Origin of the sequence: Clostridium sp. AF34-10BH (genome assembly GCF_003478095.1) — a bacterium.
Taxonomy (GTDB): Bacteria; Bacillota; Clostridia; order Lachnospirales; family Lachnospiraceae; genus Acetatifactor; species Acetatifactor acetigignens.
This window is the reverse complement of sequence record NZ_QUEC01000004.1, coordinates 12,211-33,381: the sequence shown is the minus strand read 5'-3', so window position 1 is coordinate 33,381 and position 21,171 is coordinate 12,211. Positions and strand designations below refer to the sequence as shown.

Below are 21,171 nucleotides of genomic sequence, written 5' to 3'. Positions count from 1 at the left end.
CCGTTTTTCTTTGATGCAATTAATATGAAAGAAAACAGTGAGGAAAAACAGCCGCAAGGGCTGCTTCTCTTATAATTTTTCATATAAAATTTTCTGGTCTTCTTCCGGAATTGCTTCGTGATCTACTTGTTTTTCAGCATCTGAGTCTGTGCCGTTGCAGCCGTAATCGCAGAATTTGTAATTGCAACTTTCACACATACTGCACGGAGCGAGCGGCTTACCGCAAAGACATCTTGTGATACCTTTTGCGTAGATCACCTGCTCTTTTCCGCACCATGGGCAGATCTCAATCGTGAAGTCCTTCGGATTATATTTCATTATCTTTGACATTTAATGATTTTCTCCTTGTGATATTTCAACTTTCAGTTTAGATGTTCATAACACCAGACTTCCATCCTGCTTTTTTAGCCTCTTCTGAAAGAATCTCATTTTCTTCAGCTATAGCCATTTTTCTTTGTTGTTTTTCTAAACAATATATTGATAAAATTTCATCCACCAACTCATTAATACTACATAACATATCTCCGTCAACCTCTTCGGTTCGTTCTGCATCATTTAAAATATTTTTTATATCTTCTGCACATTCATGTATTTTTCTCATACAAATGCCTCCATAAATCTTAATATTTCAGTTTACTGATCCTTATCTCTTGCTATTGCTTCCCGAATCCTGTCTGCAAACAGAGCGCAGGCTTCATCTACCGATGCAATATTATCTCTTATATCCTGAGTTGGTATATCAAGTTCTTTTCCAAGTTCATAGAGTACCTCGCAGACACCATCTGTATAAGTTGCCTCCTGCGCCGATTTCTCATAATTTGAACATTCAAAAAGACTTTCAGCAATATCAAGTCCTTTGTTCAGTCCCTCCATGTAAGATCTTTCTTTTTCCGATCTAAGCTGTGACGCTCTTTCCTGTATTGCTCTTGAATCATTGATTGCTTTGAGAGCCTTGTCCGTATCAATATTTGTTGCTTTATACATTTTTTCTACCTCCATTAAATTCTAATTAACATCAACATACCACCAGCCGGTATGTTCGGTTTCTTCTCCATTTCTTTTATCTTCTTCAGGATCGTAATATCCGGTGTTTACAGATATTTCTTCTCCCTGAGATCTGTAGAAGGCTTCGATGAGGTCGGCTACGGCATTGGCTGCTTCTTCCGATGCCACAAGTATCTGTCCATCGTCATCACACCAGACAGCATCACTTCCGTTTCCGGAAAGCATATCTGCAATGGCCACGATCCAGTTTGTTTTCGGTTTCTGAGGAAGACTGCCGCTGTAATCCGCAGAAATAAATTCCTGTGCCTCTTCCGCCGTCATCAGATCCGCCATCATATTAATTTTACTGATATTACGTTTGCAGGTCTGAATAGCTTCTTTGCCGTTGCATTCTGACACTTTATTCCAGTCAGAACCGATATCCCACTCCATATACTCTACTGATGATAACGGCGTATCGCTCTCTGAGGTAAGAAATGCGTATTTGATGTTTCCGGCATTATCAATATCGATCAGCAATCTTCCATCGTTGTTATCCTGCCCGTAAAACAAAACATCGTTAAGAGAATCCTCCGGACCATATAATTCCTGGTACTCTTTCAGAATATCACTGCTGATCACACAGTCGCCCATGTCGAAATTCGTATCAAGAATTCTCGGTATTTTCTCTGCATAGAAAGATATAAGCTCATAATTTTCTTTGAGCCATTCTATTGTATGTCTTGCACGACTGATCATGCGTTCTCCGTAATTCCAGCCATAATATCTTGCCACCAGTTTGCGGGTTCCGTCTGTTTCCTGATAGCGTACAAAAATTTGTGATCTTTGTCCCATAATATTTTCCTCCATTTTATCTTAGTTTTGACAATCTTATTATGAAAGAAAAAACCTTTCGGAAGTTTTCCGGAAGGTTTTCTGAAACATTATGGATATTAGCGCCGTGACGGGGACTTGAACCCCGATACCGGATTTTTCTCCGAGATGGCAGATTAGCAATCCACTGCTGTACCAATCGCCGACCGTTTTGACACAATTTCTTCTTAACGTTAAATATAATCGTTGGGAAAATTTAAAATCGTCAACAGTAAGTTTTTTCTCTTCCATAGACATATCCTGCATGGATTTCTTTTTCTTAATCCAATGCGTCAGACCGTTTCGCATAATCACTTCCCTACATGGACGACGCATAAGTCTGCGGAATTTATCGGTTCGCAGTATTTGCAGAAACTCATATACATAAAAGCCGGCATATTGCCGGCTTTTCATTAAATTTCGTTGTCATTGATATTTCGCAGTTCTTCCGCTATTCTCAGCAGACAATCGCTGTCGATGTATGAAATAACCGCCACGGTATTGCGATATCCGCTTAATTTACCATACTTCCAATAGGCTCCCCATTCGTCGTTGTAATCTTCTTTTCCGGGGCTTGTCACTTTATATTCAATTTTCTTTTTTTTGCAGGAACGGCTCCAGTTTATTCAGAGCTACTCCGGGAAGAAGCAGGTGCTGTTTTTCGTTTCGGTATGTAATTTCGGGATTGTACATATATATACCTCTCTTAACTTTTTCTTTATTATATGAAGCCTCACACGACTAAAGGCGCATGCTTCCCGTAAATGTACTTTCGTACACGTAGTCTCTTTAGAAGACGGGAACTTCGTTTCTATGATACAGCCCAAACTCAGATACTTATGCCGCCATGGACACAAGCTCCGCATTCAGGTTAATTAACACAGATAACGTGCAGGTGCTTCTCCTGGCAGCCTGAGGGACTTTTGCCTCAAGCGCCAACCTTACCTTCGCAGGCACGGATTTTAAGAGTTCCCTTATGTAATATCTCGCTCCTATGTTATAGGAGGCATTCAGGTCGCAGTTATAGATCTTGCCGGTCCGGAACTGGCAGACACTGTAGGATCCCAGATCCGCTTCACGGCCACGCAGTACACTTCCGGATCCGTCAAAAGCCAGCCGGCTGGTTCCCCATGCGCAGATTCGACTGACATGCATGCCGATCCGGTGGGCTTTATGCTCCACCATGGACTGTACATACTGGCTGCGCCACAGATGAAGTTTCTGCTTCCCGGAACCACGCTTCTTTCCCTTACGGTCCAGATGTTCAAAGACGATGGTATCGGCATTATAGAGTACTGCGGTATCTATGATGAAGCCGGCAGTTTTGACAGCAATATCATCGTTGATGCCTTTCGCTCTGGCCCAGAGTCTGGGTGTCTTGAAATTACCATGCTGCTGAGCCTTCCGGATCCGGTTCGTTGCATGCTTCAGAGAGTCGTATTCTCTGGGCAGCTTACAGAAATGTCTGCCTAGGATCGTGCCATCCGGACGCATGATGGAAACCGTAGCGGTAGAATTAATACCGAGGTCAACAGCAGCTATCGTCTGATGAAATATATCTGTATCCGCAAGAACTGTTTCTTCTTCAAAAGGAAAATCCAGATACCATTCATGCCCCCGTTTTCTGAGAGTGGGAGCGCATTTCTTACGGGACTGGCATCTGCGTGTAATGTAATCAACATCAGACTTGCGAAGATCCAGCGTGATCCAGTCCCAGGTATTACGGATATATACCTTGATCCTGGCCTCGTAGGATCCAGTCTGTTCATACATACCGGTCTTATACAGACAGGGATAAATAAATCCCGCTTTCGGAAAAGAAGGCTTCCGGCCTCGAATACTAGCGTCAGCTGCTTCCCAGTTCGCGAGAGTGCTTTTGTAAGAGGATACTTTACCGATAACCTCACTGATCGCACTGCGCCTCAGGTAACTGGGAAACTTATAGAATCTTCTGTCAAAACCGGTATACTTTGGGTCAGGATTATCGGCCGTAGCATGACACAGACGTTCCATGTACTGCTGGCGCAGGAGATTTCCCTGGATGCCGGAAACAGTGTCCCATTCTTCCATACACATACCGATCAGATAATCCACGGCACTGCGGTATATAGCTACAGTGTCTTTGAAAATAATGTTATAATGTTTGATCTTCACACTGTAGGAAGAAAATATCTTCATACCACAATGCCTCCTTTCAGAAAATTACTGGATCTTCTGGTGGTCGATATAAGATTTTACCTGATTGAATGACCTGTCACTTACGGTAGCCACAAAATAGGAAGGATTCCACAGATGACCGCCCCAGAGCTGCGTTTTGATCTCCGGATGTTTTAAAAAGAGCCAGCGGGCCGTGTTCCCTTTGAGTATCTTGATAGCGTCCGATAGTCTTAACTGCGGTTTGCAGTTTACAAGCAGATGTATATGATCCGGCATGACTTCCATTGCAATTACATCCATATCCAAAGATTTGAGTGTTTCGAGAAGATAATTTCTTACATCCTCTTCGATATCACCCAGGAATACAGGTTTCCGGTACTTAGTAACCCATACGATATGATACTGTAGGGAATATACATAACCACGACCATGCGTTACATCTTTTGGTATTGAAAAATACGTTGTTTTATCCATATAAGTATTATACCATATGATATGTATTTTAACAAGAGAATGCCGCCTTACTTACGACTAAAGTCACGAGTGTGCGGCGGCAAATTTATCAATAGGCTTTTTGAAATCTATCCTGTCTGATGTAATCCAGTTGGTTATATTCTCGGCTTCAAAATAAACGGCGTCTTGCAAGTTTCCGATCAACGATTCTGCATTGTAAAAACTGGATACAGCCTGTTTTCCTTCTTTGACTACTCTCATAGCCATATCGTCAATCGACTGTCCTGCATGTAATACTGAAGAATGTCCTTTATTGATGTTCAAGATACAGCTTACGTCATCCATAACAGCTTTTTCCAGTTTTTCTTGGTATAATTCCGGATCCATACGTCTGATTGTGTCTCTATCCATAGTGAATACCTCCCATATTCATTAATATGAAAGATAAACACATGAGAAATATACAAACAGCAGCCTTTGAGACTGTTGTTCCACTGCATATCAATATCATTTTTCTTCCGTCACAACCTCCTCTATAATAAATTTTGACATAAAAACAGGACCTCAAATTGAGGTCCTATAGTTCATAGTGATATCAGTCGATGTCCCTGGGGGTAAGTTCGATATAACAGTTACTTCTAGCGGACTTCCCAAAATTCACACCAATAAAAATACTTGTATCCTTTAAAATTATTTCGTTACTTGAAATTCTACAAAACTTTGTGATATACCACGGAAGCTTGTTTTTGATCCATTTCATTCGTTCTTTATCATTGTTTTCTAACTTCTCATAAAGCAAACACATTCTTATTCTGTTTTTGGCTTTGATATCATTTAACATTTCATAAACGTATTTATTTTCCATATTTTCTCCTATATAAATATTATGTGGGTTAGTTAATTTTCTATTTCCATTTCTTCATTTCTCTGCCAATCTTCAAAATCTTTTAAGTTTTCCACAATTCTTTCGTTTTTCATGCTCTTTCAATCCCTCTTCTTTTTCGATAACTTCCTCATTTAACATATGTAGTGTTTCTGCAATTCCCATTGGATATCTTTTCTGTTCCTCATAATCATCAATTGCCTTTTCCCTCATTTTAGTTAAATAAATAGCTAAATCGATGGGTTGCATATTTCGAATTTTATCGTAATTTGTCATATTTTCCTCCATTATTTTCTATACCATTTCAAGTAACAAATCTTTTTCTTCATCATCAATCGTTCCGTTCATATTTGCATTCACAATCATATTCACCAATTCTGTATCAGATATTGGAATCCAAGTTCTGTTTCTTATTTTGTCAAATATTTCATCAAAATTCATTGATAAACTCCTTTTAAATCGCCATTTCAAATGTTTACCACTGTGTCTTTATTAATTTTCCGGTCTCATCAAAATCCCAACCTATATTTTTCAGCTGTTCTTTTAAAGGCAGACTATACCAACTTCTGTTTCTATCGCAAAATGATGAAGCCCTGTGTGCATATAACTTGTTTTCTCTTAGCCAATGCTCCATTGTATCTTCATCTTCTACAGGACTAACATAATGAAATTCTTCATCATATCCAGTAGTTACGGTTTTTACAAAATTTCCATTTTCGTCAAAAACAATATAAATAGATTTAGTCCGTGCTTCTTGCTGATTGGAAATTCCGAAACGAATATTAAACCATTCGTCAATGTACGCTTCGTCTTCTCTCTTGATGGCTGCTTCCCGTTCATTTTTCAAACGTTCGAGGCTCCGTTCATAAGCGTTAATCTGGGCATACAGATGATTAATGATACAATGTTCTTTTTGTATCTGTTTATCCAATTCTTTTACAGATTTTTCCTTACAACAATTATTGCCATCATAATTAAAAACATTTGCTTCGGAATGATATTCTAATAAATCCGATACCATTTCCTTCACGTAAGTTTCTAATTCAGCAATCTTATCAGCGGCAATACCGTCCATTCCTGAAATTTTATCTAACTCCTGATTAATTCTATTGATTCCAGCTGTTACCTTGCTCATATATTTCTCCTTTTTTAATTATCTTTTTCTTTAAGTGCTTTTTTGAAAATTAATCTTTATGCTAATGTATAATTCAAGATTGCTTTTTCGATGCATCCTCAGTTTCGAAAGTGTCTTGAAGCTTGGGAATAATTATCGGCAACGAAATTATTGCAGCTAATGCTATTCCCAATAATATGGTTTCTTTTTCGGATAAAGAATCATTTTTCTGCTCTGTTTCATTTGATACAACGTTAATTTGATTATCAATCACTATCTGCTCCGTGTTTTCCGATTGTGTGAATATAAATGAATAATATACATTGGCTCCAACCGTTAGCATAACAATTAGACCAAACGAAGCAAAAGCCTTTTTTACATCGCGTTTTAGAACCTCAACAATTAGCCCAAATGCGGTAACGATGATTGTCACTATTATAAGTGCCATAACTATTGTGCTTGACATATTTCCTCCTTTTGCACTGGTATGTTGCTTTCAATTCATGTCCCCTCGAAGGGGCGATTTAGATTGAGGCTACCAAAGATATTTCAGCATGTTTTCAATTCACGCCCCTTTGTGAGGAGCGACTAGCTTAACGTTGCCACGGCCATATTTCAATTCACACTCCCGCATAAGGAGTGACGATCAGAGCAGAAAACAAAAGATGTTTTGGTGGGTTTCAATTCACACTCCAACGTAAGGAGCGACTTGGCAAAACAACGGTAACTACTTCGTCGATTCGTTCTCTTCTGTTTCTTTCGTTTCTTTTTCAAGCATATCAAGCATAATTTCCAACTCATCCTCATCCAAAAGATCCCGTTCATCCTTAAAAAGAGGAACGTGAACTGGGCCAAATAATATACACCAAACAATAAGGACGAGCAATATAGCGATTATTAAAATGATTTTCGAAAGCATATTTATATTTTCTCCTTGTTATATTTTGATAGAACAGCGATTAGATTTCAATTCACGCTCCCGCAAAAGGAGCGATAAAAAGCTAAACACACGAGATGCTAGGCTCTTGCTATTTCAATTCACGCTCCCGCGCAAGGAGTGACCAGGTAGCTACTATCTTCATAATTAATATGTTAATTTCAATTCACGCTCCAACGTAAGGAGCGACGATTTCTTGGGGTTGAATGGATTCAAGCGTATGCATATTTCAATTCACGCTCCAACGTAAGGAGCGACCGCGATATATAGTATCACAATATAAATAAATTATCATATATTGTCGATAGCAAATTGTTGGCTATTCGAATGAACTAATTTGCACAAATGATTATATAAATCCGGTGCGAATGTCCCGTCTATTTCCCATCCGCATAACATTCGCACCTCACGACCTCTTACAGGTCAATCACGTAAATTTCCACATCTTCCGGAGTGTTTTCTCTATCGATCTTCACCTCATAGTCATTCATGGAATGAGGATAATCTTCATCCGTCTTTTTTACAGCCTTTACGCGGTCCGCATATTTCTTGAGCGATCCGATAGCTCTCTCATTATTGTGTTTGAACACTACCAGTTTTTCCATGCACATGCCGTTTCTGCAGGCAGACAGATCATTGTCGTACATGGAACAGATCGCTTCAAACAACAGGGCAAGATCCGCATCTTTTACTCCGTTCTTTTTGCCCTGGCATGCCATATAGCGTCCATACGCCTTATACAGACCGAATTCCACAACGGGCTTGGAAGCAAATTCTCCGCCGGCATTTTCGCTTCTAGCTTCGGTCGTATGCGCATTTCTTACGCATTTTGTCTGCCGGATATATATCGGATCTTCGCTGACGCCGTAGCTCATCTGAACTGCTCCTGTGATATGTGCATTAGTATTTTTGAGAGCACCGGTACTTAATACGGCCCCGAATATGCGGACGTCGAAGTACCTGTCCAGCATATATCTGACAGCTTTATTTGCGTCGTCGTCCTTTTTGATATCTTTTTCGGAAAGGCCACTTTCCTTGACGGCGTTGCCGATCAGATTATTCAGGCAGGTTTCCGACTGGATGAAGATGTTGTTGGCAGATACATCGACGGCGCCCATTTCGGTAAGCTGGCTGACACGGTCACGGATCTTTCTTTTCAGACAGTCACTTGTGATCTCTCCTCTTCCAGTCTCCGGATTGCATCTCGGCTGGTTGTCGAAGTCGGGATCCCCGTTGGGATTGCTGTATGTACAGGAATTAAGAACTACAAAATCATAAGTGCAGTTAGAATCAATAGGAATGTTTCTAAAATTCATACATTTTCTCCTTTGGTATATTTTATGTTTCAATATTATTATGACAGTTTTTGATGATATTGTATTTTTCTGCACAAAAATTATGCAGATGTTTCGGCTAAGGCAGCCTTTTCTTCCGCCTTTTTCTTTGTAAGCAAAGCATCTTTCTGTTGTGCAATACCAATATAAAAGAAGCTCCGGTCTCTGTCGGTCATCCGTTTCGGAATTCCGTTTTCGAATTTTCCGAGAATATCGTTGATCAGCTTGCCGTAATATACGCGTAATGCAATATTGTTTGTTCTCGCAAGGTAATATTCCTTATAATTAAGGATAGAAACAAAAGCATCTGCTGGATTCATTGACACCGCCGCTATCTTCGTCGTGAGCATCGTCCTCTGGGGTTTGACGGCAGCCGTTACATATTGAAGACTGTCGACCACCGCCAGTAATCTTCCGCACAAATATCCAGCGTTAGTATTATTTTCATTTACCATTCCCGTAATTTTCTCACTTTCTTTTTTAATGGACCGCATAAGATGAGATTTTAAGATGCCGCACTGAATGTAATATCTTGATGTAAGGCACTCTTTTTCCATGGATAATCTCGACAATGCTTTCTGAGCCATGATCCCGGAAGCGTATCCTTCACGGAAAACTGACCGGCGAATCTCCTGCAAAACGACATCTTCTTTTTCGAGAAAGTTTTTATTACCTTTGGAAGATTCCGGATATAGCACATCCCGTATCTGTTTATAGGTATATATGTTATTTCTTCCCGTTACCTGCAAGGAACTCTGAAACATTGCAACATGTTCGATAATTTGCAACAATGTAGAGCAGCTATATCCTTTTACGATGATTCTGCCGCTTGTACTGTTATCTATCTCAAGGACACGAAGATCACTGTCGGCGAGATCGCCAAGAATGGTGCGGACTTTTTCTTCGTTGATCGTTCCAAAATATGCACAGGCAAGAATATTTCTAAGCCTCTCTTCTGCCGAGACATCTACTGTTTTCTGTCCAAGGAACTCTGAATAAATGTTTTCAACCGCTTCTCCTCCGTCCATGGACCAGAACACATAAGTACTGTTGCCTTCGCTGAAATTATGTTTTAGTCCGCTATGAGCCAGATAATTTAAAGCACGGGTGTATTTCTCCATATCATCGACAGAGGTAGCGCAGGTGTTTGCTTGTTGCAGTCCATAACTTTCTGCAGCAGGGAAGTTATTGCAGGCAAAAGTAGATCCTGTCCCGCCCCATGCACCGGTAACCTGATGATGTACTTTCGCTATCGGAACCTGGGTATCTTCCCCATGGGTGCTGAATCCTGAGTAATTGGAATTTTCAAGGAGCCGCTTATTAAACAGCACTTCATCCCACCGTTTTCGCAGTGCCGGGTCATTCTGAAGCAATGCATCCTTATCATCGTTTAAACAGAAAAGAAAATTGGAATTCAACAATTTTGAAGCATCTTTTTCTGAAATGGTTTTCTGAAAAACTTCATTTTCTTCCCATTTATCCGGATCCCAGTTTTTTATAAAGTTCCGGTAGGCATTCACAATAGGAGAATCTACTTTTCCGGGATCATTAATATCCCCGATAGCCACCAGTGTGGCTGCCTTCAATTTTTCATGCCGGTCCGGTTTGCTGTCTTTGTTCCGTTTGATCACAATACTCTTTTTGCTGTTGTCATAATCCAGTCCAAACAGATATGCGGCACGTATCTCCGGAATACGGATCGTTCCGTTTACAGAGTTCGCGTAAGTGGTTTCGTATTTGAGAAAAGATTCCTTTTCTTTTTTAGATTTTTCATCAAAGTTGATTTTACCAAGTGACTCTATTGAGATAATTTCTCCGTTTTCCGTTAGATGAATGAGAAAATGCGCTTCCTTATATTCGTAGCCTCTTTTTGGAACCATTCCGTTCTTTTCCAGATGTTCGCAATAATCTACGAGATCCTGAACAATTCCTTTATTAAGCATAACTTTCCTCCTCGACATTAATGATACCATTGTTCATAACGGCATGATAAAATGAGGTGTCCGCTGTTTCGTCCCATACGGGGTTAACCCAGTCATCATTGACCGGACGCCCACCGTTTCTGAATTTCATCCGGCTTCTCATAAAGCCGTAATCGATTTCTCCGGAAGTTTTCATTTCTTTTTCCATGTTCTCTTCCACGGCTTTATCAAAGTCATCTACCCATTCCACATTGGCAATACATTCCTGACAGCCAAGAAACGGAACACGGAACTCATTCTGGTTCTGAAACCGACGCTTAATAATCTCCCTGTATTTAACCGGCAGGCGCACACCGTTTTCTTCATCTCTTTGAACTCTGTTTGGATGAAGGATCACATCTACCTGGATAATATACTTTGGATTCATAAGATAACATGTATTGCGTTGTGTTCTCGTATCATGCGTAGAAATTCCGGTAGTAATATTCCCGTATTTTGCTTTTTCTTTTACTTCGTTTCTTTTGATATTTCTATATTTTGGTTTCCGGCAGACAGCAATTTTACGTACACGGTACTCGATCGGCGGTTTCCAGAAGATCTGCTTCAACATACCTTCGAGCGCTCCTGGAGTGGGTACGGGATAAGAAAACCGGTCCGTCTTAAACTCCTGTGCCGTAAAACAAGCCATATCTGCTTCTGCCATTACATTAAATGTGAAAAATTTCTGTGGTCTTTGCATGCGGACTCCTTTCTTTTACATATTTATTATGACAGATTGAGAGCCTTTTGAATAATTCTGCACAAAAATTTTTTCAAAAAGAAAATAAATGTCGTCATTTAACCTATCGGTTGCATCTGAAAGAGCGTTTTTGCAAACAATGGTGGCCGCACCATATGATTTTCGTGGATTAGACAAGAAAATGCAATTATTAGAAAAATCCGCATTGCTTTCAGCAATAAAGGAACCTTCCTATTCTGTCAAGCCTAAATCTATTGATTTTACTGGCTTTGACGATTTTATTTTACCTCAAACAAAAGCCGAGAGTGATGGATATCGTAGTATCATGTACCGAATAACTGATAAATAAGTATAGCTAATAATACATCCTTTTAGTTTGCTTTATAAAGGCTATTTTCCCTCTGTTCAACTATGATGATGAACCTTCCGCGTCTAAGGGGATCGTGTCCCAACTTTCTCGTCCCATCTACCATACACTGAGTGCCAGCCAAGCTCCTAAACGGGGGCATACCCCACGGAAAAACGATGCCGGCTACAGCTCTTGTTTTATGTTTGATTGTTACTGACCTGCATTCACAAATATCATAGCAGGAAGCCTCCCGTCTTTAGACTGTGAGGAGGAATGCGTCTTTCTGTGCAGAAATCTGCACGGAACGTAAAATCTGTCATAATAACTATATAAGGAGTATTTATGACAGAATCCTACGTTTTGACATTAAAACTGAATACTTCTTCCGAGCAGGATCGGTGGCTTTCTTATGCTTTCTGGTGTGGGCAACAGATCTATAACATCCTCGTGCGGCACTACAGAAAACAGCTCCGGAAGTTAATACGGGATCCGGAGTATCGTAAACTCCTGGCGGCCCGCAGGAAAGATGATCTTTCCAAGAAAGACAAGAACCGTATCAATCAGGAGCTTGCTGACATCCGCCGAGGTTATGGACTCAGTGAATACCAGCTGCATGCGTATGTTTCCGTACAGCAGCGCAGATACAAGAAATTCATTGACTCTGATGTAGCCCAGAAGATCGCTTCTTCCGTATGTCGTTCTGTAGAGAAGTATCTGTTTGATAACGGGAAATGCATTCATTTCAGGAAATACGATGAATTTGAAAGCATGGAGGGAAAGAAAAATACTTCCGGCATGCGGTTTAAAGACGGCCGGCTTCATTGGCGTGGGCAGGTGATTCAGCCGCAGATCCGGACGGATTATGACCGGAAGTCTTTGAAATCCCGCATAAAGTACTGCCGTATCCGGAGAAAGCCCGTAGGTACAAAATACCACTACTACTTGCAGCTGGTTCTGGAAGAAAAGCCCACGGTAAAGCATCCGGTCGGTCATGGGACAGCCGGACTGGATATCGGAACCACCACGGCGGCTGTCATGACCGAGGATTCCTGTAAATTGAAGGTGCTCGGCTCCGATGCGAAAGACTGTTTCTCGCAGATCAGGCGGATCCAGAGAGCCATGGACCGGAGCAGACGCATCACGAATCCGGATAATTATCTGCCGGACGGCACTGTCCGCAAGGGTGCAAGGAAGTGGATTCGTTCGAAGCACTACAGGAAGCTTCAGTTCCGCAAGAAGTTCATGGAACGCCGGCATGCCGATGCGATAAATACCGGCCACCACCGGCTTGCAAATGAGATTGCCTCGAGGGCAGACACCGTGTACGTGGAAAAGATGTCATTTAACGGTCTTGCACGGAAATCAAAATCTGCTACGAAGAAAGCTGATGGTCGGTTCCGGAGCAGGAAGCGGTTTGGAAAGTCCATAGGTAACCATGCACCGGCCGTATTCCTGAATATCCTTGGTAACAGACTCGCTTCCGGCGGCGGGGAACTGGTCAAAGTCGATACCGTGAGCTTCCGCACCAGCCAGTACAACCATGTGACAGATGATTACGTCCGGAAGAAACTTTCCTGCCTGGGAAGTTTCATTGGCGACCACTACATACAGAGAGATCTGTATTCGGCGTTCCTCCTGATGAACAGTAACGCTACCGGTACGGCTGCCGACAGACAGAAATGTATCGACGCCTTCCCCATGTTCCTGATAACACATGATGCCTGCATGGACGCGCTCCTTGCAGAGAACAAGAAATATCCTTCGAGCTTCGGTCTTCGGAGCTATGAACGCTATAAATGCAACTGTTGATCATACAAACGGGTTCGACAGGATCCGGCCGCGTGAAGCACTCGTCGGGGTGTTTGCGGCGAAATTCCGGTTAAGGTACGACAGCTATAACAAACACTGTTCTGCGAATAAAAGATCCGCTTCCTGACCGTAAAGATCAGAAACCGGATCCGTTGTAAGAATTGTCAAGTGATGTTGTTATGTACCTGGAACCTGCCAGTCTTTAGACTGTGCAGAGCTGTCAGTCTATGATTAAAATCTCAAAGTTTGTTCCGCTATAATTTCCACCAATAGACTCTTCGCACATATATTTACCAGATTCATCAGGTTTATAATGACCGATTTTATTAACTAATGATTCGATTAAATCATAAAAATCCTTAAGAAGCCAGGCATGGGTATATGACACGTGTAGTCCATCGCATAAAAACTTATATAAAAAGTTTCTTGCTTCCATCAAGCAGCAAGATTTTTTATCGGATACAATTTCTACAGTTCCAGAGTAATGATATCCGTCTTCCTTAATGCACCCAAACTTTTTCGGATTATCTAAACTATAATCTCCGTCTGTCTGTAATGTATAAATAATAACAATTTTCATATTATTGTTCCTCACTTTCACCGTAAATCTACGTTTCGATGGTTTAATTGTTTTCTTCCGTACTTCTTATGATTAATGCATAGACCATAAATGTTATGACACAAGTGATGAGAAATATATTGTCTATTTCTCCTTTTTGAAAAGCTCCCTCACAGGAAGGAGCTTTGTCTACAGTCTGAAGCCAGACTATTGAGTCTGGCTTCTTAAGTTCCAATTATTTTAAATAGTTTTGTTTCGTGATTCTTGCCGAATAATTTATCTTTTTGCCGCATGTCGGGCAAAAGCGATGATATTTTGCGAATGATTCAACATCAAATTCGGTAACCAAATCGCTGCTTCTGTCCCAATAGTCACACTTCGGTATTTGCCCAAGTACACCAGGACCTCCGCCAACGCCTTCCGGGTCACATTCACTACAAAAAGCATATACGCCCTCGATTTCTTCGCTGAATGGTTTCTTATCAATTCTGAATACAATTCCTGCCATGTTATTTTTCCTCCTTTTGTCTTTTGTAAAATTAATATGAAAGAAAATAAAAGGAAAATGTCAGACGTCTTCTGTCAGTATTCCTGTTTTCGCATCATAACGCGTCACATTTTTCAAATACGCTATTCCGTCGCACTCCACGACAACGCCTTCCTCATACATCTTTTTTCACTATTTTTCCTCTTCCAGATGCATTCACCATACTGCCATACTTCAACGACGTCATAATCGACATCTTTTTTATGATGCATTTTCTGATCATATCTGGTTCCGGGAATCTTTTTCGGATGTAAAGTTCCGCTTCCGATATAAAAAGACAGACTACCTTCATCACGAACTACGCTGGCCCACACGCCGCATCTGAATACAACGTACATGCCATTCTTTAATCCATTGATTTCCTTAAACTCTTCCTGTCTCTTCCACAATGCCTTTTGCCAGGGACTTTTGTTGTTGTTTTTATAAATGGCAACGATATCCAAATGACCATTTAGATATTGATTGCAACGGCCATCCTTGTTGTAATTTTTTAATGAAACGGAAGGCGCTGGCATATCTTCGTAATTTATTAAAATAATGTCGCAATAGCCTGTATCGACGACATCATACCTGTAGCCATTTGCAAGTTCTACGCTCATGCCGGGCCTGATCGTATCGAGAATTTCATTATTTTCCATCGATTTTCCTCCATAGATGGATCCGCCGGGTTAGGCTGCCTGGCGGATTTCATTGAGTTTCTGTAATGCTACTTCTTCTCTCTTAAATTCTTCATAGGTAATTGTGATGATATTCTCGAGAAAAGCGTAGCTGTTTTCAATTTTTTCCTGTCCTCCGTATTCGAGAGAAGCTTTATATCCTGTGAATGCACTGTAGATCTCTGGAATATAATAAGTCTCCAGTCTGGATCCGAGAGTGAACAGATGATTGCGTTTGAAATGATGAGCGCAGTCCCTGATGTAGAACAGTTTATTTTTCAGATATTCCGGCAGCAGATTCGTTTCTGAGATCTGGTCCAGCGTCCGAAGAAGATATAATTGTTTATTTTTCTTATTGCCGCCGGTGCTTCCTGCTCTCTTTCTTGCAAGCAGCTTTTTGTATTTATTCTTAGGTTGCATACATAATGCAGTCACAATCAGAATCGAGAACATGATCAGCACAAAAAGAGTAGTTGGCTCGATGATAGGTCCCATTTTATTAATTGTTTCTAACATATATTTTTCCTCCGTTTATCTTTGATAGTATTAATATGAAAGATATTTATATATAAAGTATTTTCTGCATAAACAGATCCGCTTCCTGACCGCAAAGACCAGAAGCCGGATCTGTTGTAAGAATCGTTAAATGATGCTGTTATGTACCTGGAACCTGCCAGTCTTTAGACTGTGCAGAGCTGTCGGCATGATAGAATTATTGTCTATATTTTTCTGCACAAAAAAGCGTCCAAATGGACGCTTTAATTCTTATGGCTTAAAACATTTGCAAGCCATTTTTTTCGTAATCTTCTACAAAATGATTATAGAAATCACGATATTCCTTACTCATTGAAGGCAAAGCTTCTTTTGTGATTGAAATGAAATCCTTAACGTATTTTTCGAATTCAATTTTTCCTTCCGCTCCGCTTTTTTGTGTAAAAATGACTTCTACACATACGCCGCTGTCTCCAAGAGACAATACATTTTTTCCCAGCATGGCATTGATTCCAATTGTTGATGCAAGGTCGGATATATGACTATCTTCAAAATCATATAAAAAACCTTCATCTCCTTCATCACTACCCTTCGGGCTATTGTCGGGGAAAACACGTCCGATTTTTGATGTTTTGTTTATAATATACATATATTTTTCCTCCATTTTTCTTTGATATAATTATTATGATAGATTTTATATGTGTAAAGTTTGTGAAACATTGGATACTTGCAGATAAAAACGTCGGGGTAGACTGACATTTCTATTTAATTTTTATTTAAATTCACTTCAACCGAGCAATAAGAAAAACCCAACGCAAGTACGACATAGGTTCCTACACCGTTTATAGCGAAGCCGGGAACAAAGAGATTTGCAATTAAGAGTTCCAGAAAACCAGATAACACCTGTATAATAATTGCAATGACTTTAAAGACAAGGATAAATGAGAGCAAAAGAAAACGCCGGCACAAACCGACGTTTTTCAATCCTATATCCAACCTTCTTCTTTCAGCTGCTTTCTATTCTTTCTGCAATCACATTTTCCGCAGCCATCGCATGCAATCTCCGTACAAATGACATTTGCTTTTCCTTCATTCTTCTTAATCGTATATAATATGACTGAAAAATATGAAGAAAGGTTGTATGGACAGATCAGGAACTATAAACAATTCCTGTCTGATTAATTTTCATTCTCGCATTTCATGATTAACAACCATCCGTCGACAATAGCACCGGAATCGCTATTGCAAGTAGAGGCAGGCATAAGTGTAAATTCTTTTGCATTGTATTTTGTCATCAATTCCTGTAAGATATCATCCATTGTCCTTGCATAAACGGTATCTTTGTCGGAATCGGATAGTCTTCTGGATGCCTCAAATCTTCGCTGCTGCGGCGCATATGATTCAGTATTTTGGGTAATATTTACGCTTACGATTTTCTCATTCGGTGTAATAGTCATACCTTCTCCTCCCTGGTAATTAAGTAGCAATCGATTTGAGTCGTGAAATTTGCGATCATTATCTTCTTCATCAAAATTTGTGGTTCGCGCCGCCATATTTGCGGCTATGCTTGCGGCAATAAAAGGGGTAATATTCACAAAAAATTCCTCCTTTTTCATATTCCTATTCTTATTATGGCAGATTTCTGAAATTTGTGGAATTTCTGCACAGAATTTTTGCAAAAGAAAAACCGCTAAAAGCGGTTTTTCTCATAATCATTTTTATAAATCTCGCCGTAAAACCACACTCCTTTATGGTGTGTGGTGATTCACAATATATTTTCTACTATCTATTCCGTATCTTTCTGCAATCCCAGTGGGTCCTGCAATTCATTTCTACTCTTCTGTCTGTTCATGACTACGTTGATAGACTTAAATAGATCTTCTTTTGTCATCAACATATATCCTTGTAAAAATAATAGACTACTTCTTACTTCAGATAAATCTTCTGTGATCTGATGAATCATCTGTTTTCTTTCCTGCAAGGGAAGGGTTTCAGCTTTACGCATATATTTTGCAAGACTAAACTGTAATTTGCTTAATGATACGAATACATCCATTTCTGTTCTATATCTTGTGTTCAGTTTTATATCCTTTTCTTCAATACCAAGGACATTCATAACATAATACTGTGTCAAATAAACATCTGTTAATTCCTCATATACCCCATATTTATTTTTATCTTTGCCGGATGTATATTCCCCAAAACTTTCGACGAGTTCCGCACATTCTTCTATAGCGATCAGTAAATTATTATATCCTCTTTTAGATCCGGTTACAGGATAAATAGAATCACTGATAATTTTTTGAAACTCTGCCATAGGAATTTTCACAGAATCTGCTTCCATAAATTTTTGTTTGTAAATTTCTCTATCCATTTAGTATTTCTCCCTTCTCTACACAAAACTGTGCCGTTCCTTCTTGTTTTTTCTTCTAATATTGTAACAATTTTTGTATATCCTTCTCTGTATGAACCATCGTTTTCGGTCCTTTTTTATAACCAATGTCAATCCCTGATGTAGTATTTTTTGCATAGAATTTTACAAAAGAAAACCCGTCAAAAGCGGGTTTTCTTATAATCATTCTTCGACGATGGACAATCTCTTAGTTTTTCTGTCAAAGAAGTAAACCGAATTAGAAAGGAATTCTTCTGGAGCCACCTCCGTCTGATTGACGCTATTTACCCAGTCTTTAAGCCTAGCTACATCGTCTCCAAAATCAGCTGGAATAGCGATAATTTCGTGAATACTTGACGGCAGGATATAGAGATCGCTCTGAAATTTCTCGGCTACTTCCGCCAAAACATCTTCACAAAGCATTATGCCCGCTCCATGAGTTTTGCATTTGGTTCTTACGATAAGCATCGGAAATTCTTCCAAATCTGCCTCTTCGCCAACTATGCCTGCAAACATCTGAGCAAGTGAAATGAACTGCTTCTGGTTCCGGATGTTTTCTACAGCAAGATCATACAGCTCCTCTTCCGTCATACCGCGGTAATCAGACATTCCGTTCCTAATAAGAATGAACTGATTAGTTCCCAACATAATTTCGTAAACAACCGCCAGATCAAGAAAAAATCTGTGCGGACAGTTTTTCAACAATTCCTGATTCTTTTCTGCATTGATCAGTTTCGGAATAACATGAGTGAATCCTTCTTTAATTTTCTTCAGGATATTGTCCGTATCCGGCTTGCTGTCCATCACATCGACGATGGTTTTTGCAAGATTGCGGATAATCTTCTCAAAGTCAGGTTTATCACAGAAGTTATCATACATTTTGTCGATGTAAATTGCTGGTGCGCATCCGCTGCCGTCGTCAACCAGAATACCGGTCAACTCAACTCCATTATTCTTATTTGTCTTTTTCTCGCTAAATGTGAGATTCTTATATCTGTCCGGCATATATTCCGGAAGCCTGTTTCTGAGTTCTTCTGCAAAATTTTCTTTTGTCATGATATCATCCTCCATTTTTCTCTTTGATGCCATTAATATGACAGAAAAGTATACCTGGAATACAAAAGGCATCCTTCCGGATGCCTTAAAATATTTTTATAAACTTTGCCGTAAAACCACACTCCTTTATGGTGTGTGGTGATTCACAGTATGTAGATGCAGCGGATTTTCTGCAGAGAATAAGTATTCTTTCGGACGCTTGTTTCTAAATCTCGATTTTATAAATTTTTCCGGCGTACTTATAATCTTCCGGTTTTAAATTGAGCTTAACCAGCCTCTCGGTTATCATTCCGCCCTTGTCTTCGCCCTTGGAAGTTACGAAATATCCGGGAGTAACGTAGTATCCCATGGCATTGCACCCTTTTTTGGAATCATCCAGCCACACAAGCATTCCCGTCAGTTCGTCATGCATCAACATAACTCTCTGAAATTCTTTGCAACGACAGTTTTCAATGCCTGTTTCCATGATCTTCTGGAACTTTTCAACGCCTTCTTTCAGGCTATCTGCTTCGAAGAAGTATTCAGTATTGTTTTTAGGATCGACCAAAACATTATCGAGAATACGTACCCTTTCGAAAATTTCTTTCGAATCCGTAGTGTATCCCGCTACCAGATACGCATTTTCGTACAATGCTTTCTCTCCGTTGAACTTTGCGGTTCTCATTCTGAATAAACCGTATGCTTTTTCATCAGCCAGCTGAAATTCGTTCACTTTTACAATAAAAAATATCATTTTTGTTATCCTCCATTCTTCTTAATGCAATTATAAAATGCTATACCATTCGCCGTTTACGTTCATCTCGTAGTCGGCTTCGGTCGTATCTCCGACGATAACATCGCAGTTTTCGGCCATTTTCTCAAGTTCTTCCAGAGATGTTCCGTCCGGCACTTCTACTTCTTTGTAATTGATTTTCTTAAATATCACTTTCATATTTTTCTCCTATTCCATAACCATTCCATCATCATTAAGAAAACGTACATCGCAAAATTCCTGTGCCGTGTAATCGATATGAGAATCTGCGAAAACAGTATATGCCTGATATTTATGGGGTCCGTCTTCCTGTACGTCTTCGGCAAGCTCTGTGCCGTGATCGTAGCCATCCGGGTCGTTTTCCCTGTCCTGAGCCGCTAATTTCACCAGCAACTCTTTGACATCTTTTCTTGTGCCGCGAAAACGGTACACAGTGACGCCGTCAGCGTCTGTGTTGCTTATACCGATCAGCCAGTCAGCAATATAATCACTCATGATTTTTCCTCCATTATTATCCTACATATTCTTCATACATCACCAGATATTTTACCGGTGCCTTTGCAGTGTTTTTCTTTTTCTCTTCATTCAGCTCATTCGTCAGCTTATCGATCTTTTCCTGATAGCCGGCCATACGCTTTTTGAAAGTGTCCGAGCGAAGATCAAAATCACATACCGGGCATCTGTTTGCCTGAATGTAGGTCTTATTGATCTTTGAACCACATTTACGGCAGCCAATGTAATCTGCTTTCTGGTCTTTCACATTATTATCCAGACCGTACCGGATCTTCTTTTCAATTTCCGATTCAATTTTTTCTTTTAATTCAATAATGCGTTTTGTTTTGTTGACAGACTCAAGATCACGGAAAGCTACATAGCCGGTATAATTACGGCTCCATTCACTCCGCTTTCTTTCCAGAATCTCTTCTGCTTCCTCATAGCCGTTAAAGATTATCTGGGGACAGATATGCTTAAACGGATTAATTCTGTTTCCCATATTGGAAAATTCCGCAAGATTTGCATTGCTTCTTACGGCATATCTGATTCTATCAGCTGCTGCGTCTAAGTCTTTCTTTGTGACATCGTTAAGTACGAATTCTCCACCGATCCAACTCATTTTTATTTCCTCCATTTTTCTTTGATTTGTAATACTATTATGAAAGAAAA

Annotated in this window: 32 protein-coding genes; 2 read left to right on the top strand and 30 right to left on the bottom strand. The window is 40.0% G+C overall.

The window, feature by feature from the left end; translation table 11 throughout:
* Positions 1-69: 69 nt before the first annotated feature.
* The 18 genes from DWZ61_RS04490 to cas5c all read right to left on the bottom strand — a co-directional run bounded on the left by DWZ61_RS04490 (position 70) and on the right by cas5c (position 11,396).
* Complete coding sequence (locus DWZ61_RS04490) at positions 70-330, bottom strand: hypothetical protein (RefSeq protein ID WP_118537562.1); 261 nt, start codon at positions 328-330, stop codon at positions 70-72.
* A 37-nt stretch (positions 331-367) separates the two neighbouring features.
* Positions 368-601: a hypothetical protein gene (locus tag DWZ61_RS04485; protein WP_118537561.1), complete on the bottom strand. Its 234-nt coding sequence runs from the start codon at positions 599-601 to the stop codon at positions 368-370.
* 32 nt (positions 602-633) lie between these two features.
* Entirely contained in the window at positions 634-984 is a 351-nt protein-coding gene (locus DWZ61_RS04480; protein ID WP_118537560.1) for a hypothetical protein, read from the bottom strand.
* Positions 985-1,005: 21 nt separating this feature from the next.
* Positions 1,006-1,839, bottom strand: a complete 834-nt coding sequence (locus tag DWZ61_RS04475; RefSeq protein WP_118537559.1) for a hypothetical protein — start codon at positions 1,837-1,839, stop codon at positions 1,006-1,008.
* Between the two features lie 39 nt (positions 1,840-1,878).
* Positions 1,879-2,166, bottom strand: coding sequence for a hypothetical protein (locus DWZ61_RS19610; protein ID WP_182426985.1), 288 nt, complete (start codon positions 2,164-2,166; stop codon positions 1,879-1,881).
* A gap of 104 nt (positions 2,167-2,270) precedes the next feature.
* Positions 2,271-2,438 (bottom strand): hypothetical protein, encoded by a 168-nt coding sequence (locus DWZ61_RS19605; RefSeq protein ID WP_182426984.1) that lies wholly within the window; start codon positions 2,436-2,438, stop codon positions 2,271-2,273.
* A gap of 256 nt (positions 2,439-2,694) precedes the next feature.
* Complete coding sequence (locus tag DWZ61_RS04465) at positions 2,695-4,035, bottom strand: IS200/IS605 family element transposase accessory protein TnpB (protein ID WP_118537557.1); 1,341 nt, start codon at positions 4,033-4,035, stop codon at positions 2,695-2,697.
* A gap of 24 nt (positions 4,036-4,059) precedes the next feature.
* The gene (gene tnpA, locus DWZ61_RS04460) at positions 4,060-4,488 is read right to left on the bottom strand and encodes an IS200/IS605 family transposase (RefSeq protein WP_118537556.1); all 429 of its coding nucleotides are present in this window, start codon (positions 4,486-4,488) and stop codon (positions 4,060-4,062) included.
* A gap of 63 nt (positions 4,489-4,551) precedes the next feature.
* Complete coding sequence (locus DWZ61_RS04455; protein WP_118537555.1) at positions 4,552-4,878, bottom strand: hypothetical protein; 327 nt, start codon at positions 4,876-4,878, stop codon at positions 4,552-4,554.
* A 184-nt stretch (positions 4,879-5,062) separates the two neighbouring features.
* The gene (locus DWZ61_RS04450; protein WP_118537554.1) at positions 5,063-5,332 is read right to left on the bottom strand and encodes a hypothetical protein; all 270 of its coding nucleotides are present in this window, start codon (positions 5,330-5,332) and stop codon (positions 5,063-5,065) included.
* Between the two features lie 72 nt (positions 5,333-5,404).
* On the bottom strand, positions 5,405-5,626 hold the full coding sequence (locus DWZ61_RS04445; RefSeq protein WP_118537553.1) for a hypothetical protein: 222 nt from the start codon (positions 5,624-5,626) through the stop codon (positions 5,405-5,407).
* Between the two features lie 18 nt (positions 5,627-5,644).
* Positions 5,645-5,791 (bottom strand): hypothetical protein, encoded by a 147-nt coding sequence (locus DWZ61_RS19600; RefSeq protein ID WP_182426983.1) that lies wholly within the window; start codon positions 5,789-5,791, stop codon positions 5,645-5,647.
* 34 nt (positions 5,792-5,825) lie between these two features.
* The gene (locus tag DWZ61_RS04440; protein ID WP_118537552.1) at positions 5,826-6,485 is read right to left on the bottom strand and encodes a hypothetical protein; all 660 of its coding nucleotides are present in this window, start codon (positions 6,483-6,485) and stop codon (positions 5,826-5,828) included.
* A gap of 73 nt (positions 6,486-6,558) precedes the next feature.
* Positions 6,559-6,930: a hypothetical protein gene (locus DWZ61_RS04435; RefSeq protein WP_118537551.1), complete on the bottom strand. Its 372-nt coding sequence runs from the start codon at positions 6,928-6,930 to the stop codon at positions 6,559-6,561.
* Between the two features lie 261 nt (positions 6,931-7,191).
* Positions 7,192-7,383, bottom strand: a complete 192-nt coding sequence (locus DWZ61_RS04430) for a hypothetical protein (RefSeq protein ID WP_118537550.1) — start codon at positions 7,381-7,383, stop codon at positions 7,192-7,194.
* Positions 7,384-7,817: 434 nt separating this feature from the next.
* Complete coding sequence (gene cas7c / locus DWZ61_RS04425) at positions 7,818-8,717, bottom strand: type I-C CRISPR-associated protein Cas7/Csd2 (protein ID WP_118537549.1); 900 nt, start codon at positions 8,715-8,717, stop codon at positions 7,818-7,820.
* A gap of 80 nt (positions 8,718-8,797) precedes the next feature.
* Positions 8,798-10,678 carry a type I-C CRISPR-associated protein Cas8c/Csd1 gene (locus DWZ61_RS04420; RefSeq protein WP_182426982.1) on the bottom strand — a complete coding sequence of 627 codons (1,881 nt, stop codon included), beginning with the start codon at positions 10,676-10,678 and terminating at the stop codon, positions 8,798-8,800.
* Entirely contained in the window at positions 10,671-11,396 is a 726-nt protein-coding gene (gene cas5c, locus DWZ61_RS04415; RefSeq protein WP_118537547.1) for a type I-C CRISPR-associated protein Cas5c, read from the bottom strand. The genes DWZ61_RS04420 and cas5c overlap by 8 nt, the downstream gene beginning before the upstream one ends.
* Before the next feature lie 88 nt (positions 11,397-11,484).
* Here cas5c and DWZ61_RS19595 point away from each other — a divergent pair, with 88 nt between their 5' ends.
* Together DWZ61_RS19595 and DWZ61_RS04410 are read left to right on the top strand one after the other, a co-directional pair.
* Positions 11,485-11,745: a hypothetical protein gene (locus DWZ61_RS19595; protein ID WP_182427018.1), complete on the top strand. Its 261-nt coding sequence runs from the start codon at positions 11,485-11,487 to the stop codon at positions 11,743-11,745.
* Positions 11,746-12,087: 342 nt separating this feature from the next.
* Positions 12,088-13,554 (top strand): transposase, encoded by a 1,467-nt coding sequence (locus DWZ61_RS04410; protein WP_118537546.1) that lies wholly within the window; start codon positions 12,088-12,090, stop codon positions 13,552-13,554.
* 220 nt (positions 13,555-13,774) lie between these two features.
* Here DWZ61_RS04410 and DWZ61_RS04405 read toward each other — a convergent pair whose 3' ends face one another.
* From DWZ61_RS04405 to DWZ61_RS04355, 12 genes are all read right to left on the bottom strand, one after another.
* Positions 13,775-14,134 (bottom strand): hypothetical protein, encoded by a 360-nt coding sequence (locus DWZ61_RS04405; protein ID WP_118537545.1) that lies wholly within the window; start codon positions 14,132-14,134, stop codon positions 13,775-13,777.
* 214 nt (positions 14,135-14,348) lie between these two features.
* Positions 14,349-14,621 carry a hypothetical protein gene (locus DWZ61_RS04400; RefSeq protein WP_118537544.1) on the bottom strand — a complete coding sequence of 91 codons (273 nt, stop codon included), beginning with the start codon at positions 14,619-14,621 and terminating at the stop codon, positions 14,349-14,351.
* Positions 14,622-14,743: 122 nt separating this feature from the next.
* Positions 14,744-15,298, bottom strand: a complete 555-nt coding sequence (locus tag DWZ61_RS04395) for a hypothetical protein (RefSeq protein WP_118537543.1) — start codon at positions 15,296-15,298, stop codon at positions 14,744-14,746.
* 30 nt (positions 15,299-15,328) lie between these two features.
* Positions 15,329-15,832, bottom strand: a complete 504-nt coding sequence (locus DWZ61_RS04390) for a hypothetical protein (RefSeq protein WP_118537542.1) — start codon at positions 15,830-15,832, stop codon at positions 15,329-15,331.
* A 256-nt stretch (positions 15,833-16,088) separates the two neighbouring features.
* Positions 16,089-16,457, bottom strand: coding sequence for a hypothetical protein (locus DWZ61_RS04385; RefSeq protein ID WP_118537541.1), 369 nt, complete (start codon positions 16,455-16,457; stop codon positions 16,089-16,091).
* A 529-nt stretch (positions 16,458-16,986) separates the two neighbouring features.
* Positions 16,987-17,403: a hypothetical protein gene (locus DWZ61_RS04380; protein ID WP_118537540.1), complete on the bottom strand. Its 417-nt coding sequence runs from the start codon at positions 17,401-17,403 to the stop codon at positions 16,987-16,989.
* A gap of 191 nt (positions 17,404-17,594) precedes the next feature.
* Positions 17,595-18,182, bottom strand: a complete 588-nt coding sequence (locus DWZ61_RS04375; RefSeq protein WP_118537539.1) for a hypothetical protein — start codon at positions 18,180-18,182, stop codon at positions 17,595-17,597.
* A 201-nt stretch (positions 18,183-18,383) separates the two neighbouring features.
* A complete protein-coding gene (locus DWZ61_RS04370; RefSeq protein ID WP_147354672.1) occupies positions 18,384-19,256 on the bottom strand; it encodes a DUF5688 family protein in 873 nt (290 codons plus the stop codon).
* 205 nt (positions 19,257-19,461) lie between these two features.
* Positions 19,462-19,989, bottom strand: coding sequence for a hypothetical protein (locus tag DWZ61_RS04365; protein ID WP_118537537.1), 528 nt, complete (start codon positions 19,987-19,989; stop codon positions 19,462-19,464).
* A gap of 30 nt (positions 19,990-20,019) precedes the next feature.
* Positions 20,020-20,187: a hypothetical protein gene (locus DWZ61_RS19590; RefSeq protein WP_182426981.1), complete on the bottom strand. Its 168-nt coding sequence runs from the start codon at positions 20,185-20,187 to the stop codon at positions 20,020-20,022.
* Positions 20,188-20,196: 9 nt separating this feature from the next.
* Positions 20,197-20,502, bottom strand: coding sequence for a hypothetical protein (locus DWZ61_RS04360; RefSeq protein WP_118537536.1), 306 nt, complete (start codon positions 20,500-20,502; stop codon positions 20,197-20,199).
* A gap of 16 nt (positions 20,503-20,518) precedes the next feature.
* On the bottom strand, positions 20,519-21,121 hold the full coding sequence (locus DWZ61_RS04355; protein WP_118537535.1) for a hypothetical protein: 603 nt from the start codon (positions 21,119-21,121) through the stop codon (positions 20,519-20,521).
* Between the last annotated feature and the right edge of the window lie 50 nt (positions 21,122-21,171).

Excerpts from the sequence above, each read along its gene's own strand:
- DWZ61_RS04490 (WP_118537562.1), bottom strand. The coding sequence starts at position 330 with ATGTCAAAGATAATGAAATATAATCCGAAGGACTTCACGATTGAGATC.
- DWZ61_RS04485 (WP_118537561.1), bottom strand. The coding sequence starts at position 601 with ATGAGAAAAATACATGAATGTGCAGAAGATATAAAAAATATTTTAAAT.
- DWZ61_RS04480 (WP_118537560.1), bottom strand. The coding sequence starts at position 984 with ATGTATAAAGCAACAAATATTGATACGGACAAGGCTCTCAAAGCAATC.
- DWZ61_RS04475 (WP_118537559.1), bottom strand. The coding sequence starts at position 1,839 with ATGGGACAAAGATCACAAATTTTTGTACGCTATCAGGAAACAGACGGA.
- DWZ61_RS19610 (WP_182426985.1), bottom strand. The coding sequence starts at position 2,166 with ATGCGAAACGGTCTGACGCATTGGATTAAGAAAAAGAAATCCATGCAG.
- DWZ61_RS04465 (WP_118537557.1), bottom strand. The coding sequence starts at position 4,035 with ATGAAGATATTTTCTTCCTACAGTGTGAAGATCAAACATTATAACATT.
- tnpA (WP_118537556.1), bottom strand. The coding sequence starts at position 4,488 with ATGGATAAAACAACGTATTTTTCAATACCAAAAGATGTAACGCATGGT.
- DWZ61_RS04455 (WP_118537555.1), bottom strand. The coding sequence starts at position 4,878 with ATGGATAGAGACACAATCAGACGTATGGATCCGGAATTATACCAAGAA.
- DWZ61_RS04450 (WP_118537554.1), bottom strand. The coding sequence starts at position 5,332 with ATGGAAAATAAATACGTTTATGAAATGTTAAATGATATCAAAGCCAAA.
- DWZ61_RS04445 (WP_118537553.1), bottom strand. The coding sequence starts at position 5,626 with ATGACAAATTACGATAAAATTCGAAATATGCAACCCATCGATTTAGCT.
- DWZ61_RS19600 (WP_182426983.1), bottom strand. The coding sequence starts at position 5,791 with ATGAATTTTGATGAAATATTTGACAAAATAAGAAACAGAACTTGGATT.
- DWZ61_RS04440 (WP_118537552.1), bottom strand. The coding sequence starts at position 6,485 with ATGAGCAAGGTAACAGCTGGAATCAATAGAATTAATCAGGAGTTAGAT.
- DWZ61_RS04435 (WP_118537551.1), bottom strand. The coding sequence starts at position 6,930 with ATGTCAAGCACAATAGTTATGGCACTTATAATAGTGACAATCATCGTT.
- DWZ61_RS04430 (WP_118537550.1), bottom strand. The coding sequence starts at position 7,383 with ATGCTTTCGAAAATCATTTTAATAATCGCTATATTGCTCGTCCTTATT.
- cas7c (WP_118537549.1), bottom strand. The coding sequence starts at position 8,717 with ATGAATTTTAGAAACATTCCTATTGATTCTAACTGCACTTATGATTTT.
- DWZ61_RS04420 (WP_182426982.1), bottom strand. The coding sequence starts at position 10,678 with ATGCTTAATAAAGGAATTGTTCAGGATCTCGTAGATTATTGCGAACAT.
- cas5c (WP_118537547.1), bottom strand. The coding sequence starts at position 11,396 with ATGCAAAGACCACAGAAATTTTTCACATTTAATGTAATGGCAGAAGCA.
- DWZ61_RS19595 (WP_182427018.1), top strand. The coding sequence starts at position 11,485 with ATGTCGTCATTTAACCTATCGGTTGCATCTGAAAGAGCGTTTTTGCAA.
- DWZ61_RS04410 (WP_118537546.1), top strand. The coding sequence starts at position 12,088 with ATGACAGAATCCTACGTTTTGACATTAAAACTGAATACTTCTTCCGAG.
- DWZ61_RS04405 (WP_118537545.1), bottom strand. The coding sequence starts at position 14,134 with ATGAAAATTGTTATTATTTATACATTACAGACAGACGGAGATTATAGT.
- DWZ61_RS04400 (WP_118537544.1), bottom strand. The coding sequence starts at position 14,621 with ATGGCAGGAATTGTATTCAGAATTGATAAGAAACCATTCAGCGAAGAA.
- DWZ61_RS04395 (WP_118537543.1), bottom strand. The coding sequence starts at position 15,298 with ATGGAAAATAATGAAATTCTCGATACGATCAGGCCCGGCATGAGCGTA.
- DWZ61_RS04390 (WP_118537542.1), bottom strand. The coding sequence starts at position 15,832 with ATGTTAGAAACAATTAATAAAATGGGACCTATCATCGAGCCAACTACT.
- DWZ61_RS04385 (WP_118537541.1), bottom strand. The coding sequence starts at position 16,457 with ATGTATATTATAAACAAAACATCAAAAATCGGACGTGTTTTCCCCGAC.
- DWZ61_RS04375 (WP_118537539.1), bottom strand. The coding sequence starts at position 18,182 with ATGGATAGAGAAATTTACAAACAAAAATTTATGGAAGCAGATTCTGTG.
- DWZ61_RS04370 (WP_147354672.1), bottom strand. The coding sequence starts at position 19,256 with ATGACAAAAGAAAATTTTGCAGAAGAACTCAGAAACAGGCTTCCGGAA.
- DWZ61_RS04365 (WP_118537537.1), bottom strand. The coding sequence starts at position 19,989 with ATGATATTTTTTATTGTAAAAGTGAACGAATTTCAGCTGGCTGATGAA.
- DWZ61_RS19590 (WP_182426981.1), bottom strand. The coding sequence starts at position 20,187 with ATGAAAGTGATATTTAAGAAAATCAATTACAAAGAAGTAGAAGTGCCG.
- DWZ61_RS04360 (WP_118537536.1), bottom strand. The coding sequence starts at position 20,502 with ATGAGTGATTATATTGCTGACTGGCTGATCGGTATAAGCAACACAGAC.
- DWZ61_RS04355 (WP_118537535.1), bottom strand. The coding sequence starts at position 21,121 with ATGAGTTGGATCGGTGGAGAATTCGTACTTAACGATGTCACAAAGAAA.